The sequence below is a fragment of the Candidatus Ruminimicrobiellum ovillum genome (genome assembly GCF_002392975.1).
Taxonomy (GTDB): Bacteria; Elusimicrobiota; Endomicrobiia; order Endomicrobiales; family Endomicrobiaceae; genus Ruminimicrobiellum; species Ruminimicrobiellum ovillum.
The window spans coordinates 32788-49518 of sequence record NZ_DGIC01000005.1 but is presented as its reverse complement, the minus strand read 5'-3'; the positions used below and the strand labels follow the sequence as shown (position 1 = coordinate 49518).

The window sequence follows — 16731 nt, the reverse complement described above, 5'->3', positions numbered from 1 at the left end:
ATGACTATATCAAACCCTCCTTTATTTTCTCTATAAAAGCCAAACATCCAAGAAGGTTCAAAAAATTCAGATGATGTATTTTGATCATAAGGATTCCAATCTATTAATATTTCTGCCATTTTGATTTCTTGTTTTATATCTAATTCTTTTATTTGTCTAATATCATTCTCAATTTTTCTTATTTCAGAAGATAAGTTTCTTTTTTCTTCAGCAAACAAATTTAATTGTCTTACTGTTTTTTCGCCAAATAGATTTGTTTCTTCTATAGTTTCTATTTTTTCAGGTTCTTTTTCTATTTTTGCAAGTTGTATTTTCTTTGTTTCTAAATATTTATTTAATCTTATTAATTTTTCATCTTGCTCTTTTTTACAAACATCTGCTATTTTTAATTTTAGTTCTTTTTTTATTTCTTGTTCTTTATTGATTAAGTTTTTTTTCTTTTCATAAGAAACGACTGAAAATAATTTATGTCTATTATCTTTTAATTCATGTATTAATTGCTCAATAACAGTATTTTGTTGAATTATATTAGTATCAAAAAACTCAATTTTTTTCCCTTCTTTTTGCTGTAACCCAACAAGAGTGTTTGCACATACAAAATTTGACTCTAAATTTGGTAAAGGTCTAATATTATAATTATTATCTTTATTATCTTTCTTTATATCTTGTTCACAAATTAAAGAAATAAATAATCTTAATCTACTTATTTGTATTGCAATTGATTGTATATCAACACCATATATACAATTTTCTATTAAATATAATTTTCTTGCATAATCCGGATTATTTATATTACTATTAAAATTATTATCTATATCTTCTTTTTCTTGTTCAAACTCTTCTTTTGTTAATGAATTTTTTGTTGTTTTAAATTTAGAATTTAAATTATCCAATACTTTTTTATACCAATACTCGTTTTTTAAATCTAATTTTCTTAATATGTGAACCATTTGTTGCAATATACCAACAGGAAAAGCACCGGAACCACAAGCAGGATCTAATATTTTACATTCAAATAAATTATTAATAATATTTTCTTTTAATTGTTTGTTATGATTTATTGAATCAGGTATTTCTTGTTGTGTATTTATTAACAATCTTAAATCTTCTTGTATAGATTCCAATTGTGGAATTTTTTGCAACAAATAATTGGTTAAACTTTCATTAACCATATAATTTACAATTTCTCTTGGTGTATAAAAAGATCCTGATTCTTTTCTTGCGGTTTCTTGTGTTTCAGGATTATATGCTCCTAAAAGATTTTCAAAAACTTTTCCTAATAATTCAGGATCAAGTGCGATTTCTGCATCATCAGGTGAATTTTCATCAATAGTAAAATTAAACTGTTGTAATATATTTATAAGACCGGAAACTTGAACTTTTTTAAATTTCTTATCATTATATTCTTTGCTTAAATCTGCAGTCTGTTCTTGTGCAAAAAACAAGAAATTTGGAATATTAGCTTGCCTTTCTTTTCTTCTGCTAAAACCATCCCAATAGTAAATTGTCTTTTTCCCTGTTTTTTTATCTATTTTTTCTTTGTCATCTAAACATTCAAATAAACCACCATTTAAGAAAGGAATTGTAGAATATAGTTCTATTATTTCTTTTTGTGAAATTTTAAATTCCTTTTCATATCTATATAAAGTTTTAATATTGTAAGTATCTTTATTACCTTCTCTTGTTCCTGTATCAAGAGCAAAACCTCTTTCATTTATTTGTTTGTTTAATGTCGCAAAAAATAAATTTTGCAGTATTGCTCTATAATAATTATTTTGAGTTTTACTTAATGGTTCAAAATCTTTTAACACATTTTCTTTTAAATATTCTTTATCAAACAAACTATTAGGAATTAAAGCTTTATGCTTTAAAAACCATACGAAAATTACCCTTGTTATTAACCTTATTACATTTTCATTGTTATATTTTTGATTATCTTCCGTAGTTGATATATCGTTTGGAAAAGAAACATTTTTTACTGCCCAAAAATACCAATCTTGCAATTTTTTATAAAATTCTTTACTAACTTTTTCTACAGAGAAAGCTTCTTTTAAGTCATTATATGTAGTAAAATCTTTTTCTCCTATTTGGCTAAGAAAAGTTTTGTTAGTAAAATCTTTACTTACAAAATATGTAAACCTTCTAAAATTACTAAATTCTCTTTTTTTATCATGGTATTGTGGATATATCAAAGAAAATCTAAAATTACCATTAATATCATAAAAAACAAATATTCCTGCTTGATAATCATATTCATATTTTTTCAATATTTCTATTGCTATATCATACTGGTCTTTTTTTGCAGATTTTTCAGTTAGTTGTTTATTTACTTTAAATGCACATACCAAAACTTTTTCTTGTTGATAATCAATATATCCAATATTAACACTATTTGTAAACTTGTTTTTCTCTTCAATTTCTTTAAATTCATCTTTGTTTACATTTTGATAACAAAAATTAGTTTTTGTTCTAAAAAAATTAATGAATTTATTTATTGAAAAGTTTTCTATTATTTTTTTTAAATCATCCGAATTTGACATAATTTAACAATCCCTATTTTATATTTTCAACAGCTATTACAATTTCTTTATTTATTTTTGTTATATTCTGAATTTCTTTTTGTAGATAATCTAAACCGAGTTCTTCTTGTAGCTTTTTTATTTCTGCAATATTTTTGTCTTTAAAATTTGCGATTTTCCTTAATGTATATTCCGGTAATGTTCCATAATACATAATATCTTCTAACAATATTTTAAAAAAATCTAAATATTCAGATAAATTTTTATTATTGATTAAAGATTTTAAATTATTGAAAGCATTTGTTTCTATACTTAATCTATTTTTTGGTGTATATTTTTTATCTCTTTTATAATCTTTCATTAAATTATATGTTGCCCAAAACTCTTCAGTATTCCATTTTAAAGAAATAGTATCCTTTTCACATTTTATATTATCATATATTTCTTCAAAATAAACTTCTTCTATATCTTTTTTATTTGCTGTTAATGGAGACTTTAAGACATACAATCTTTCTTTTTTTGCAAAAACTATAAGTTCTTTATTGCTATAACTTTTGGCAACTTTTACTCTTGGTGGACAATTCTTTATTTTATCTATGATTTCTGGATATTGTTGTTCTATTTCTAAATATTCTTTTAAAACAGAAGTATAAAAGCTTTCAGGATCATTACTTTGAGGATTTGCTTGAATTTTAGAATATAATGCTGATTTTTGAGGTTCTTCATCGATACTAAAAATTTTAGAATCTTCTCCTAGGGCATTATGTATTAAAAACATTTTGTTTTGTGCAATATCTCTTGATTTGACAACATTTGCACCTTTTTCAGTTGGGAAAAAATTAACTATATATAGTTCTTCAAAACATTTTTTGTTTATTCTATTTATTCTTCCCAACCTTTGTATAACTCTAACAGGATTCCATGGTATATCATAATTTATTATCATTCCTGCCCTGTTAAGATTAAAACCCTCAGACAATTTATCACTGCACAAAAGTATATTGTATTTGTTTTTTTGTTCTTTATAAGAAGCATCAAAATTCTCATAAATTTCATTTTCTTTTGAATTAAAATTTCTTGAAATTGTTAAAAGATTTTCTGAAAATTCTTTTTCTATTTTTTCTTTTAAATAATCCACAGTATCTAAATATTCTGAGAATATTATTATTTTTCTTTTAGGTTCTTTTTCTATTTGTTGTTTTAATTTCTCTATAATACAATTACTTTTTGGATCATTTTCTACCAATTTTAAGCTTGCCATTTCTTGCAAAAGACTTTCAAAAAGAGAAATATCGCTTTTTATGTGTTCTATAAATTTTTCTTTATCATTGAATTCATTTACTTTATACACTCTGTTATTTTTTGGATTTGTAGAATTCGGCTTTGAAAATTCTTCTAACATTCTTTTTATTTCATTAGGATCATCTTCTTCCAAAATTTTATCTATTAAATTTCTATCTAAAATAATTTTATTTTCTCTTTCTATAAATTCCAAACAGTTTTCTGTTGCTTTTTTAAAATTTTCCAATGATTGTTGAAATGCCCCAAAAGAACTTTCAAACCTTTTTACAAGTAACCTTCTCATAAAACCAAAAAAGTTTTTCTGTTGTAAATATTGTCTATTTTGTTCTTCGTTAAAATCATTAGGATCTGCATTTAATCCCACCAAATATTCAAAAGGTCTATAAATGGCTCCTTTAAATGTTCCGATATCTCTATCTGCAAAGTGTTTTTCTAATATTTCATCGTAAAATTTTGACTGTTCATTTGTTAATTCATAAAACCACTCTGTAGGGTCTGCTACTTTAGACAAAGCTTGTATTTCTTTACTATATAGTGGATTTTCTTTTAAATCTATTCTGTTCCTTCTAATTACAACAGGTTCTATTATTGCCCTTATTTTGCGAGAAAGTTCTTTTGCTTTATTTGAAACTTTTCTTAAATGTTTCTGTTCTATGGTAACAATTTCTTCATCAAAAATTTGTTTGTAAAATTTTAACAATTCCTTCTTTTTGTTTCTTTCCTTTGTTTTATAGTATTTTTTTATATAAGAAAGTTTATCAAATATTCTTGAAAACTCTAAAAATTGTTCCGACAAATTGTTTGTTAATGTCATTGTAGATTGTTTAGGTATTATAAATAATTTTAACAATGAAAAAATATCATTAGGATGATTATTGAAAGGTGTTGCTGTAAGCAATATAACTTTTTTCCCTCTGCAAATATTTTTTATTAATTCATAATTTTGTGTATCTTGATTTCTAAAATAATGGGCTTCATCTATGATAACAATTTCAATATCTTTTCTTTCTTTAACATATTTTAAAGAATCTTCTAAATTACCTCTTGATAAAGCTTTCCAATCATGCAATTTAAATTCTTCAAGATATTTAGTCCAACCAGTTTTATTTATATCATCACCAATTAGTCCCGGAGGACAAATAACAACACCTCTTTTTGCCAGTTGCTTGGCTATTAAACATGCTATTATTGTTTTTCCTAATCCAACAACATCTGCAACAATAACCCCATTATTTTGTTCTATTATTGAGACAGCTTGTTTTACTGCATCCATTTGATATTTATATTGCTTATAACCATTATCTGCTAATATTCTTAAAACATCTTCACTTAATTTTTTTTGCTTAAAAGAATCCAAATAAGTTTTTATTATTAATACAAAAGCTTCATAAGGTGTTAGTTGTTTTATTAATGTGTCTTGTTGTAGAACATCTAGTATTATTTGTTTAAAGTTTTGAAATTCTGTTATTGGAGTAGCATCTTCCCATAATTTATCAAAATAATCGTTCGCTTCTTTTGTTCCATAATCGGAAATTTCAACATTAAATTCTTCTTGTGTTTGTAAACCAGGTTTTGTTAAATTACTTGAACCAGTTATAAAAAAATCTTTCTTTACCTGTGTTTTATCCAATTTGAAAATATATAATTTTGAGTGATTTGGATTTTGAGTTTTTTTTATGATTAATCTATCTTGTTTTATTAACTCTATAAAAAAATTTATTTGATCATAAAATTCTTGAGTATCAGCAATTTTATTTGTTAAAGATTTTTTTAATGATTCCAAAAATAATTGTCTTGCTTCAAAATCATCTGTTTTAACATCATATTCAACGAGTTTATAATTTAACAAATCTACATTTAAGCCTACTAATATTTTTAATTTCACACTAGGATTTTCTTTTAATGTTTTATATAATTCCTGAGTTCCTGAAAAATAAAAGAAACCTACTAAAAATTTAAGTTCTTCCGATTTAGATATTAATTCAACTAATCTTTCTTTTAAACTCTTTTTATCACTATTTGTTATAAAAGAATTCATTTAAACTCCTATTAGAAATAGTTTTTATAATTTTACCAAATTCCAGTGTTATTTACTATCGTTTTATTTATATAATAAGAATAAATTTCACATAAAGAAAAAAAAACAATGAATTTATATATTTTAATTATAGATACAAATAATAAAATTAAGGACAATAAAGAAAAAATATCAAACTTATATAAATCTTTTGATCAATGTCGTACAGTAAAATACCGAGATTGGGCTCATGAAATTACATTTGGATTTTTAGTATCAGAATATGTTTTAAAATTAAATATTGCTTCGAAAGATGATAATCTTGATGCTGTTCTATTGTTAGCTCGTAGATTATTAGAAGTCTTTATTGTTACTGAATATATTGTAACTACTAATCAGTTTGATGTTATGATTGATTTTTGTGTCTATGATCGACACGAATATTTAAAGGGATGTATGGCTAGAGGAGTTGCTGATGAAAAACTCTTTCCTGAATTAGTTGGACTAGATAATTACCTTTCAGACTTCCAGAAACAAGAGAAAGAATTATTCTCGCAACATGGTTCCGGTAAAAAAATGTTGCCTATAAGAAAGATGGCAGAACGAATTGATTATTTAGATGAATATAACTACTTTTATAAGTTTACATCTAAGCTTTTACATTTTTGTCCATTTTCTTTAAATGGTGATGCAGATTTTAATAGGCCACTTGATAAAGTTGTATTTTTATGTCGAGTGGCTAAATATATAGAGAAGATTCGTTATGAGTTGGAAAACATATATCAACGAATTCCTAAGATATAAAGTGCCGTTCAAGACCTTAAGATTTTAGGTTATAATAAAAAAACAACTCTGTTTGTCGCATCCAAAGAGTTTCGGAGTTTTTACTTGTAATAAAGCATTTGCCGACTGCAGTGTACATAAATGGAAGTAAAACGGATGGTACATAAGGGAGGCAAATGCAAAATTAGAAGTAAAAAATAAAACTCGTTTAGCTAGAAATAAATTTAAAATTTATTTAGGAGAAGAAATGCCTTTAGATATTCAAAAAAGTTTACAGACTATAAAAGATTTTAAATCGTTGAAAATACCGGCTTTTGCCGATGGGAATCAAGATACTTTTGATTATATGGTTTGTAATTTATATCACCGAGTTTGCCAAGCAATTAAATCTTTTGTTATATTGTTTGAAAATGAAAGATATTATGATTCTTTTATTATTGCAGGACATTGTTTAGAAATTTGTGCAATATTAAGTTATATAAAAGATGCTCCAACTTCTGAAACTTGCAGAAAAAGATATAACAAATATTTAGCATCGTCCGTATTTGGAAGATTAAAATATAATTTGGAACTTAGAGATAATCTCAAAACTGAATCTTCGTGGAATGCCGTTAAATCTTTATTGGATATATTTAAAACCGTTGATACAAGTATTATTAAATATAACAAAAACAGCGAAGAAGCAATTAAACAGCTAAGTAAGAGAGAAGGATTAAACAGAGATAAAATTCGTGTACTGAACGAATATTATTCAAAAGTTAAAGTAAGAGAATATATAAATGCTTTTATAAAAAGCACATCTTCTTTCGGCGGTGAAGAATTTAACAGATTTTATGAAAAATACTGTAATATAAAACATGGTAATATGATGACTCCGGGAGCATCTTTCGAGCATAACCCGTTTGATTGTTTCGCGGAAGACGGAATAATGCTGATTTTAGGAATAATGTATTATTTAAAAGATTTTAAGTTTTAGGTGATTTTAGAAAAAACTTCCCTTAAAAATTCGGCAAAATCGCTTTTTATTTCACTTTGTTCCGCATTATGTTTAAATAAATTCTCCAAAGTTTGTTTATTAAAAACAAATAAATTCGTTAATGAACTTTTATCGTAATCGGAAAAAATATTTTCTTTAATAAGTTTTAAATATTTATCGGACTTCATCGGTTCATTAAAATGATTATTGGCTTTACAAATTTCTTTCCATTTATTTAAAACATCGTCATTAAAATGCATAATTAAAAAATCTTCAAAGTTAAAATAATTAAATTTGAAATTCGGTATTCCTTTCGGTTTCTTTTTATATTTATCATAATTTCTTTGTTCGTTTCTTTTATAAATATCGTAATCCACCCAAATTTCAATATTTGCTTTTTTATTCAATTTCCTTTCGTTTCTATACTTTTTTACAACTTCGGTAAAATGTCCTGTGCCTACTTCTTTAGGAACAAAAACAATAGAATTTTCTACAGATTGTTCTCTTAAAAATCTGTTTAATTCCTGCAAATATTTAGTTTCAGATTTACCTTCACAAATTACAATAATACTTTTCATTTCATCTATATATACGGATAAGGTATTCCCCCAAAAACTCCATTCCAATATAATTTTCTAAAATCAGTAACATTTCTAATATCTTTATCCTTGTAATCAGAAATTCTTTTTATTGTTGTTCCAGCTTTTAAATTCTTATTTATAAAAGAAACTTCAGATATTCTAAAAACTTCTTCAGATAAAATATCTGTTGCGTGACAAGTAAAAATTAATTGTGCATTTTTCTTATTATAATCTTTATCTTTAAACATTTTTATTATTTGTATTAGTATCATAGGATGTATTGCTCTATCTATTTCATCTATAATTAAAGCGGCTCCGTTTTCCAATGAATATAAAACAAAACCTATTAACGACAATAATATTTGTGTTCCGTTAGATTCTTCTCTAAAAAAATTAAATTTCACTTCTCTATTGTTTATATCGTGATGATAAGAGTTTATATATTCAAGTCTTAATACATTGTTATTAAAATTTTGTTCAACAAATGCAGGTATATCTGTAAGTCGCTCTTGTGGATTTTTTAGTTCTCTGTTAAGAGACATTCTTGTTATATCTATATCAAACTTTTTTAGTATATCTGCTATTTTATTAAAAGATTGTTGCAGAGATTCATTATCATTTTTATGATTAGATAAAATTGCTAAAGAATCTCTATATGGAATATTATTGGTTAAACTTATAACTATTGAAGATATCATATAGTTAAAAGCATCTACTAAATCTTTGTTTAATCCTTTATAACCAAAATTTATTCTTGATAAAAAAGGAAATATTTGTAATTTTTTATTTTCATTAAGAATAGGTTCATTTAATTCAAAATTTTGAAATTGAGAACATTCAACATCAATAATATTGTTAAATTTATCAGCATTGTAGTCTTCTGTTTGAATATTTTTAAAATTATTTTTTGAAGATTTATCTATTGAATATAATATTTCATTGTTTTTTAATAATTTTTCTTTTTGAATAGAAAAAGCATTATATTCTATGCAATATGCGTATTTAGTTTTATCTTTAAAAAATTCTATTTCAAAAGAAGAATAATTATATTTAGGATTTAACTTATTTGGGAAATAATGACCGATTATACCTTTCTGTAAAATCTGATTTAATACTAATAATGCCATTACAATATTGCTTTTTCCGGAAGCATTTGCACCATAAAAAGCCATACAAGGAACAAACCTATTTTTCTTGTCTGCTTCTAAAAAAGGTATAGTATTAAGTTGTTCGTAATTGTTTGGTGCTTTACCTTCCGCATAAGAAAAATCAACTTCAACATCAAGTATTGACTTAAAGTTTCTAATTTTAAAATAAGATAACATTTTATTCACCTTTGTTTTGAATATAAACAAAATTTATGTTTATATTTTAATATGTATACTATATTTTGTCAATATTTTTTATAAATAGGTTGTTTTTAATGTTTATTTTTTTTGTTGTTTAATATATTGATTTTTTATGTTATCGTTCAAGACCTTAAGATTTTGTGTTAGAATGAAGCAACCAAAATATAAATTCCTTATTCTTGGCTTTCAAAGAATTTAAAAATTTGTTTAGTTGTTTTGCTGTTATGCCGTTCAACCCATTAAGATTTTGGAAAACGACGAGATCCCGCATCAAGTGCGGGATGACATTTTTTTGTCGTTGGTTGCTCTCAAATAATTTACAAATTTTATTTAGTTGTTTGTAGTTGTCGTTCAAGACATTAAGATTTTAGGTTAGAATGAAGCAACTAACGAATGAAGTGTATATGGATCCCGCAAGGGCATACTCGATTGAGTTAGTTGCAAAATTATAACCAAAATATTAATGTCGCTATAAAAACGGATTTTCTTAGAATACGAAGTTAGAATTTAAAAGATAAATCCGTTTCGCCATAAATATTAAATTTATAGGACATCCCTATATTCCTCCCTCCCATACATAACTTTTTGGGCATAAGAACATATCGGAACAATTTTGACATTTTTTAATCTTGCTTGTTCAACAACTTTGTTTAATAATCTTCTGGCAATTCCCTGCCCTTCAAAAGCGGGGCGAACTCCCGTATGAACAATATGCCATTTATTGTCATCAACATCAAATTCACATTCGCCGATTAAATTTCCGTCTTTGTAAGCGGCACTTCTGTTTAAAGTTTCTTCAAATACAACGGAAATCGAATCTTTCAATTCGTATTGCAATGCTTTAGACGGGCACATATCAATTATTGCGGCAATTTCTTTTGCGGAAGCTTTTGATAAATCAATCCAAGGTTTTTGATTAGGGTTAAATACTTCTTTGTTTCCTTGAAAACATTTACCGGCATGTTGACATAATTTCGGGTTCCAAAACACTTTAATATCATCATTCTTATAAGTTATATATCTTTGCTTTTTATTTTCTTTTTTAAGATTATCCATTGCATTAAAAGCCCTCTATTTGTATTATTTCTCCAAATGATATTTCTTCCTCAAATTATTGGATATCTCCTCCGCAACAAACGTCAAATTATCTTCCTTCGAACACTTAATTATCAACATAATCTTCGGATAAGTACTTGTATAAACAGTAGTATCTGCAAAATGTCTGCCGTAATAGCTTGTATATGCACCTGTTTCTGTTTTTGAATTGTTATTTGAATTTACGATATCAAAAGTTTTATAACCGTTTTCCAAACAAGTTTCCGCTGCTCTTAACAACGCATAATCTTGTGCGGTTGTTACTGAAGTATCGGAATTCCCGTTAAAAGTTATTTCATACATACCTTGCTGTAAGAGTGTATCGTAATATCCTGTACCTGTAGGCGATTTTGCTCTTTCGTAAGTTGTTGCACAAGATACAAGTAACACCATACACAAAGACATAACAACAAATTTAAATTTATTTTTCATACCCTTCATAATAATAGGACTGTTCAATACCTTTAAAAATTATTTCTCTATCATTAATTTTATCTGTAAGTGCGGCTTGTAATAAAAATCTTAATTCTAAATCGTTGATAGGACTTCTTTCCATTGCTTGTAAATATAAATCTTTATCTACATTTTGCCAGTCTACAACTTTTTTAAGATTTTTTTTCAGTATCATATCAAGCCAGATTCTTGTTGATCTGCCGTTACCTTCCATAAACGGATGCGCAATATTCATTTCAACATATTTTTTTATTATGTTTTCAAATGTATCTTCCGGCATTTGTTCTATCTTTTCCAAAATTTCTTTTAAATAAAGACTATTTGCAAAACGAAAATTTCCTTTTGAAATGTTTTTTGTGCGGATTTGTCCTGCGAAATCATACAAGTTATTGAACAAATATTTATGAATAGATTGCAACCCTTTGACGGTACCGACTTCGACTTTGTTTATGTCGCCGGTTTCAAAAAGTTTTTTTGCATTATTTATGCTTATTTCATCAATGTTTTTCATATATATATTTTACCAAATTTAACTGCTTTTTACTATTGTTTTTTGTTGTTGTGTTTGCCGTTCAACTCCTTAAGATTTTGGAAAACTACGAGATCCCGCATCAAGTGCGGGATGACACGACATTCGTCGTTGCCATTAAAAAATAACGAATAGTTTGAGACGAACTGAAGTATTTTAGAATTGCGGTGTACTCTGCTCTCAAAGAATTTAAAAATTTGTTTAGTTGTTTTGCTGTTTTGCCGTTTAACTCCTTAAGATTTTGGAAAACGACGAGATCCCGCATCAAGTGCGGGATGACACGACATTCGTCGTTGCCGTTAAAAAATAACGAATAGTTTGAGACGAACTGAAGTATTTTAGAATTGCGGTGTACTCTGCTCTCAAAGAATTTAAAAATTTTATTTAGTTGTTTGTAGTTGTCGTTCAAGACCTTAAGATTTTATGTTAGAATGAAGAAACTCAGGAATGAAGTGTATATGGATCCCGTAAGGGCATACTCGATTTCCTGAGTTTCAATATTATAACCAAAATATTAAGGTCGCTATATTCCTTTGAAAAAGGTTAAAGCTTATATTGCAGCCAGCCCTTTTTCAAGGTCTGCAATTATATCATCGACATTCTCAAGTCCTACAGAAAGTCTTACCATTCCCGGATTAATTCCGCAGGCAATTAATTGCTCGTCGGTAAGTTGTCTGTGTGTAGCAGATGCAGGATGAAGAACACAAGTTCTTATATCCGCAACATGCACTTCGTTTGAAGCCATTTGCAAATTATCCATAAACTTAATTGCAGGTTGTTTACCGCCTTTAATTGTTATAGACATTACTCCGCTTTGACCTTTAGGCAAATATTTTTGTGCCAAATCGTGATATTTGTTACCTTTAAGTCCCGGATAGTTAACATGCTCTATTTTAGGATGTTTTTCCAAATATTTTGCTACCGTTATTGCATTGGAACAATATCTTTCCATTCTAACCGCAAGTGTTTCAAGACCGAGATTTAGCAAAAATCCGGAATGACCTGAAGGATAAGCACCGAAATCTCTCATAAGTTGCATTCTTGCTTTTATTATATAAGGAGCAAACGGATACTTTTTCGTATATATTGTTCCGTGATAAGATTCGTCCGGTTCGGTAAATTCAGGAAACTTCCCGCTTGTAAAATCGAATTTGCCGGAATCTACTATTACTCCCCCGCCCTGCACTGCATGACCGTCCATATATTTTGTTGTTGAATGAATAACAATATCCGCACCGTAATCTATAGGTTTGCAAAGTATAGGTGTAGCAAATGTGTTATCTACTATTAAAGGAATTTTGTTTGCATGAGCAACTTTAGCAAATCTTTCTATATCAAACACTTGCAACGACGGATTGGTTAATGTTTCACCGAAAATTGCTTTTGTGTTAGGTTTTATTGCTTTTTGTATTTCTTCTTCTGTTGCATCTACATCAACGAAAATACATTCTATTCCGAGTTTTTTAAGTGTAAAAGCAAAAAGGTTTATTGTTCCGCCATAAATTGCTGATGCACTTACAAAACTATCCCCTGAATTACAAAGGTTCAAAATAGACATTAACGATGCCATTTGTCCCGAGCTTGTGCACATTGCTGCAGCACCGTGTTCAAGGTCTGCGATTCTTTTTTCCACAACATCCACCGTAGGGTTGGTGAACCTTGAATATATATGATTCTTTGTAGGATCATCAAAAACTTCCGCAATTTCCTGTGTGGAAGTATAACGGAATGTAGTACTTTGATATATCGGCATAACTCTTGGTCCGCCGTTTACGGGTGTATAACCGGAATGTAAACATTTTGATTCGTCTTTCATATTAAATCTCCTTTTAACAACTTATAGCGACCGAAATATTTTAGTTACAACTTCGAATTTTCATAATTTACGTACTTTATCGCTTCGCTGACATCTTAGTACACTGCATTCTGAAAATTCTTCGTCTCACTAACAAATCTTTCGGTCTTTGAAATCGCTTCGCGATTTATTGTATTTTTAAATTTTTTAGTAATCAAGCAAAAACTTTGAAACTCTTTGAGTGCCAAACAACAACTAACGACAAAATCTTAAAATCCTTTGAATGTCAAAGTAAACAACAACTTATAACCCTATCACCCTTTCACCCATTCAGCTGTTGTTATTAATGTTAGATTATATAAAATTGAAAATAAAAATACATCATAAAATAATTATTATTTTGTATAATAACATTATGAAAAGCTTAAAACAATTTTTTATAATGGCCGGTATTTTTCTATTACTTTGTTATCCTGTTTTTATCTTCTTTGCTCCGACAAAAATTGAAATAATTCCTACGGAAACAGAAATTCAAGCAAAAATATATAAGAAAACTATACTAAACCCGTTTAATAAAAAAGTTATACCAAACTTAAAAGAAGCTATGGTAACTGAATCAATAGAAGGCCGAATCAGATTAGAATTAAAAGATTTTCAAGGTCATAGGTTCCCTGTTACATCTTACAAACATTCAGGTTACCAATCCGAGACAAAATTACAAAACAAAATAAACGATGCAATAAAAAACAAAACATACTTTAAATATAAAATCAGCTCAGGCAATCTGATTATGGTTATACTTATTTTAGCCCTAATACTTTTGCCGATGCCGAAAGCATGGTTTTATATATCGCGATATGGCGATACTGCAGAAGATGACGAAGAATACTAGAATTGAATATGCACAGATGCATGAATGTATGGAAGTGATGGAACGATGAGATTAGAGCTTATAGCTTATTAAAAATTTGCAAAGCAAATTTTAGCTTATAGTTTGTGGTTGGTAGTTGTTTCGCTAAAAAGAACTCAAGATTTTTTGTTTCCTTATTCTTGGCTTTCAAAGAATTTAAAAATTTGTTTAGTTGTTTTGCTGTTATGCCGTTCAACCCATTAAGATTTTGGAAAACGGCGAGATCCCGCATCAAGTGCGGGATGACACGATGGTGTCGTTAGAGAGTTTAAGATTTTGAGTTACCTTATTTTTAGCTTTCAAAGAGTTTTCAAGTTTTTACTTAGAATAAAGCATTTGCCGACTGCGAGGAATTATAATTCTGTTATTTCTTTGCAATAACAGTAATCCAATGTTTTTGCTCATCATGAAACAACATAATTCCCGTAAATCCAACTTGTTTTAAATAATTCATCAATTCCTGATTAGAATACAACTTTAACCCGTCTATAATTTTTTCGTACTTTTTTTCCCGTTCACTTATTCCGTCAAACTCGTTAACTACCATAAAAGTTCCTCCGGGTTTTAATACTCTGAAAACTTCTTTAAAACTTGTTAAAGGTCCGGGCCAAAAATATATAGTTTCAAAAGTCGTAAGAAGATCAAACTGTTCATTTTCAAAAGGCATATTGGAAACATCGCCCTGTACAATATTGCAAATACCTGCCTGTATGGCTTCTTTATTTTCTTCTTTTGATTTTTTTACGGAAACGGAAGAATAATCGAACCCTGTTACTTTAGCACCAGGAAACAACTTTATGAGTTTTGCAACATTTATTCCTCCGCCGCAGCCCAAATCCGCAATTGATACCGGACTAACACTTTTTAAATGAGAAAGTCCCCAATCGGAAAGTTTTGCATGTCCGATATTCATTTTATTTATCATAATGTTACCTAAAAAGCCTTTAGGCTTTCTTGTATTACTGTAAAAAAGTTTTTTAAACATTGTTGTTACTCCAAATAAGATGATAAAGTATTATATCAATTTTTTGTATAATAAATTTGTTATGTATAAAAAAATAAGACAAGATTTATTGGATTTACAAGACAAAAAATATAAAGAGTTTCACTCCTCGTTATGTCCCGGAACAGACAACATTATCGGAGTAAGAATTCCCGTACTGAGAAACTATGCAAAAAAACTTTCTAAACAGGAAAATTTCAAAGAATATATTTCTTTTAATAAAACTGTTTATTATGAAGAAGTTATGTTGCAGGGTATGCTTATAGGTTTTATTAAAAATACAGACATAAAAGAAATATTAACAATGATAAAAGACTTTATTCCGAAAATAGATAATTGGGCAGTGTGCGATATTTTTTGTTCGGGATTAAAGATTGTAAATAAAAATAAAGAAACGGTTTGGAACTTTATACAGAAATATTTGAAATCTAAAAAAGAGTTTGAACTCAGGTTTGCAACTGTAATGATGTTGTGTTATTTTATAGACGACAAATATATAGATGATGTTTTAAATATATTGGATAACATTAAACACGACGGTTATTATGTTAAAATGGCTGTTGCCTGGACGATATCGGTAGCATTTGTAAAGTTTCAAGATAAAACAATGAAATATTTAAAGAAAAACAATCTTGATGACTGGACATATAATAAATCGTTACAAAAAATATGTGAATCTCTGCGAGTTTCAAAAGAGACAAAAAAAGCCATAAAAGAGATGAAAAGATAGTTTATTAATGTAAAATGTACAATGTATAATGTACAATTTCGGAGTGCCTACGACACAAATTTTAGATAGATTACTTCGCTCCGCTCGTAATGACAACCTTTTTTTTTGTTATTGCGAGGCACAATGTGCCGTGGCAATCCAGTTGTTGTTCTTGACTTTCAAAGAGTTTCGGAATTTTTGCCGTTTGTCGTTAGTTGTTGTCGTTAAAGGCCTTAAGATTTTAGGTTAGAATGAAGCAACTAACGAATGAAGTGTATATGGATCCCGTAAGGGCATACTCGATTGAGTTAGTTGCAAAATTATAACCAAAATATTAAGGTCGCTATAAATTAAAATGGAAATTTTAGATAGGTTGGCAAAATCTACATTTAGAAACAGTTTCAAGTTAAAGCAGAAAGATATTGACTACATAAATCAAAAAGGGCTTGAAACAATAAAAAAACACGCTCAAGATTTTATATCCAAAAGAGTTGCCCCCGCCTATGTTGCCAACGACGGAAAACAAACTCCCATGAAAGGTCATCCCGTATTTATTGCTCAACATGCAACAGCGACTTGTTGCAGAAAATGTATAAATAAGTGGCACAAGTTTCCCATTGGAACACAATTAACACAACAGCAACAAGATTATATTGTTGAACTGATTATGAAATGGATAGAAAAACAATTAGAAAAGCAGTAAATGACTA

13 protein-coding genes and 1 pseudogene are annotated in these 16731 nt (G+C 27.9%); 5 read left to right on the top strand and 9 right to left on the bottom strand.

Annotated features, from left to right (window positions below):
• Together B2Y85_RS02265 and B2Y85_RS02260 are read right to left on the bottom strand one after the other, a co-directional pair.
• A pseudogene (locus tag B2Y85_RS02265) lies at positions 1-2540 on the bottom strand (hypothetical protein); the annotation flags it as partial.
• A gap of 13 nt (positions 2541-2553) precedes the next feature.
• Complete coding sequence (locus B2Y85_RS02260) at positions 2554-5859, bottom strand: helicase-related protein (RefSeq protein ID WP_372518859.1); 3306 nt, start codon at positions 5857-5859, stop codon at positions 2554-2556.
• Between the two features lie 108 nt (positions 5860-5967).
• Here B2Y85_RS02260 and B2Y85_RS02255 point away from each other — a divergent pair, with 108 nt between their 5' ends.
• A complete protein-coding gene (locus B2Y85_RS02255) occupies positions 5968-6642 on the top strand; it encodes a DUF5677 domain-containing protein (RefSeq protein WP_372518858.1) in 675 nt (224 codons plus the stop codon).
• 226 nt (positions 6643-6868) lie between these two features.
• A complete protein-coding gene (locus B2Y85_RS02250; RefSeq protein WP_372518857.1) occupies positions 6869-7597 on the top strand; it encodes a DUF5677 domain-containing protein in 729 nt (242 codons plus the stop codon).
• On the opposite strand, the gene B2Y85_RS02245 is transcribed toward B2Y85_RS02250, so the two are convergent.
• From B2Y85_RS02245 to B2Y85_RS02220, 6 genes are all read right to left on the bottom strand, one after another.
• Positions 7594-8175: a hypothetical protein gene (locus tag B2Y85_RS02245; protein WP_372518856.1), complete on the bottom strand. Its 582-nt coding sequence runs from the start codon at positions 8173-8175 to the stop codon at positions 7594-7596. The two genes, B2Y85_RS02250 and B2Y85_RS02245, sit on opposite strands and share 4 nt — an antisense overlap.
• 5 nt (positions 8176-8180) lie before the next feature.
• Positions 8181-9503: an AAA family ATPase gene (locus B2Y85_RS02240; protein ID WP_372518855.1), complete on the bottom strand. Its 1323-nt coding sequence runs from the start codon at positions 9501-9503 to the stop codon at positions 8181-8183.
• A 567-nt stretch (positions 9504-10070) separates the two neighbouring features.
• Positions 10071-10583, bottom strand: a complete 513-nt coding sequence (locus tag B2Y85_RS02235; RefSeq protein ID WP_372518854.1) for a GNAT family N-acetyltransferase — start codon at positions 10581-10583, stop codon at positions 10071-10073.
• 24 nt (positions 10584-10607) lie between these two features.
• Positions 10608-11054: a CC0125/CC1285 family lipoprotein gene (locus tag B2Y85_RS02230; protein ID WP_372518853.1), complete on the bottom strand. Its 447-nt coding sequence runs from the start codon at positions 11052-11054 to the stop codon at positions 10608-10610.
• Complete coding sequence (fic, locus tag B2Y85_RS02225; RefSeq protein WP_372518852.1) at positions 11044-11586, bottom strand: protein adenylyltransferase Fic; 543 nt, start codon at positions 11584-11586, stop codon at positions 11044-11046. Before fic ends, B2Y85_RS02230 begins: the two co-directional genes overlap by 11 nt.
• A gap of 568 nt (positions 11587-12154) precedes the next feature.
• Positions 12155-13420 (bottom strand): O-acetylhomoserine aminocarboxypropyltransferase/cysteine synthase family protein, encoded by a 1266-nt coding sequence (locus B2Y85_RS02220; RefSeq protein ID WP_372518851.1) that lies wholly within the window; start codon positions 13418-13420, stop codon positions 12155-12157.
• Positions 13421-13814: 394 nt separating this feature from the next.
• Between B2Y85_RS02220 and B2Y85_RS02215 the strand changes: the two genes are divergently transcribed.
• Entirely contained in the window at positions 13815-14291 is a 477-nt protein-coding gene (locus B2Y85_RS02215) for a hypothetical protein (protein WP_372518850.1), read from the top strand.
• 382 nt (positions 14292-14673) lie between these two features.
• On the opposite strand, the gene B2Y85_RS02210 is transcribed toward B2Y85_RS02215, so the two are convergent.
• Positions 14674-15294, bottom strand: a complete 621-nt coding sequence (locus B2Y85_RS02210) for a class I SAM-dependent methyltransferase (RefSeq protein ID WP_372518849.1) — start codon at positions 15292-15294, stop codon at positions 14674-14676.
• A gap of 61 nt (positions 15295-15355) precedes the next feature.
• Here B2Y85_RS02210 and B2Y85_RS02205 point away from each other — a divergent pair, with 61 nt between their 5' ends.
• The gene (locus B2Y85_RS02205; protein WP_372518848.1) at positions 15356-16042 is read left to right on the top strand and encodes a DNA alkylation repair protein; all 687 of its coding nucleotides are present in this window, start codon (positions 15356-15358) and stop codon (positions 16040-16042) included.
• Between the two features lie 334 nt (positions 16043-16376).
• On the top strand, positions 16377-16724 hold the full coding sequence (locus B2Y85_RS02200; protein WP_372518847.1) for a DUF4186 domain-containing protein: 348 nt from the start codon (positions 16377-16379) through the stop codon (positions 16722-16724).
• Positions 16725-16731 lie beyond the last annotated feature (7 nt).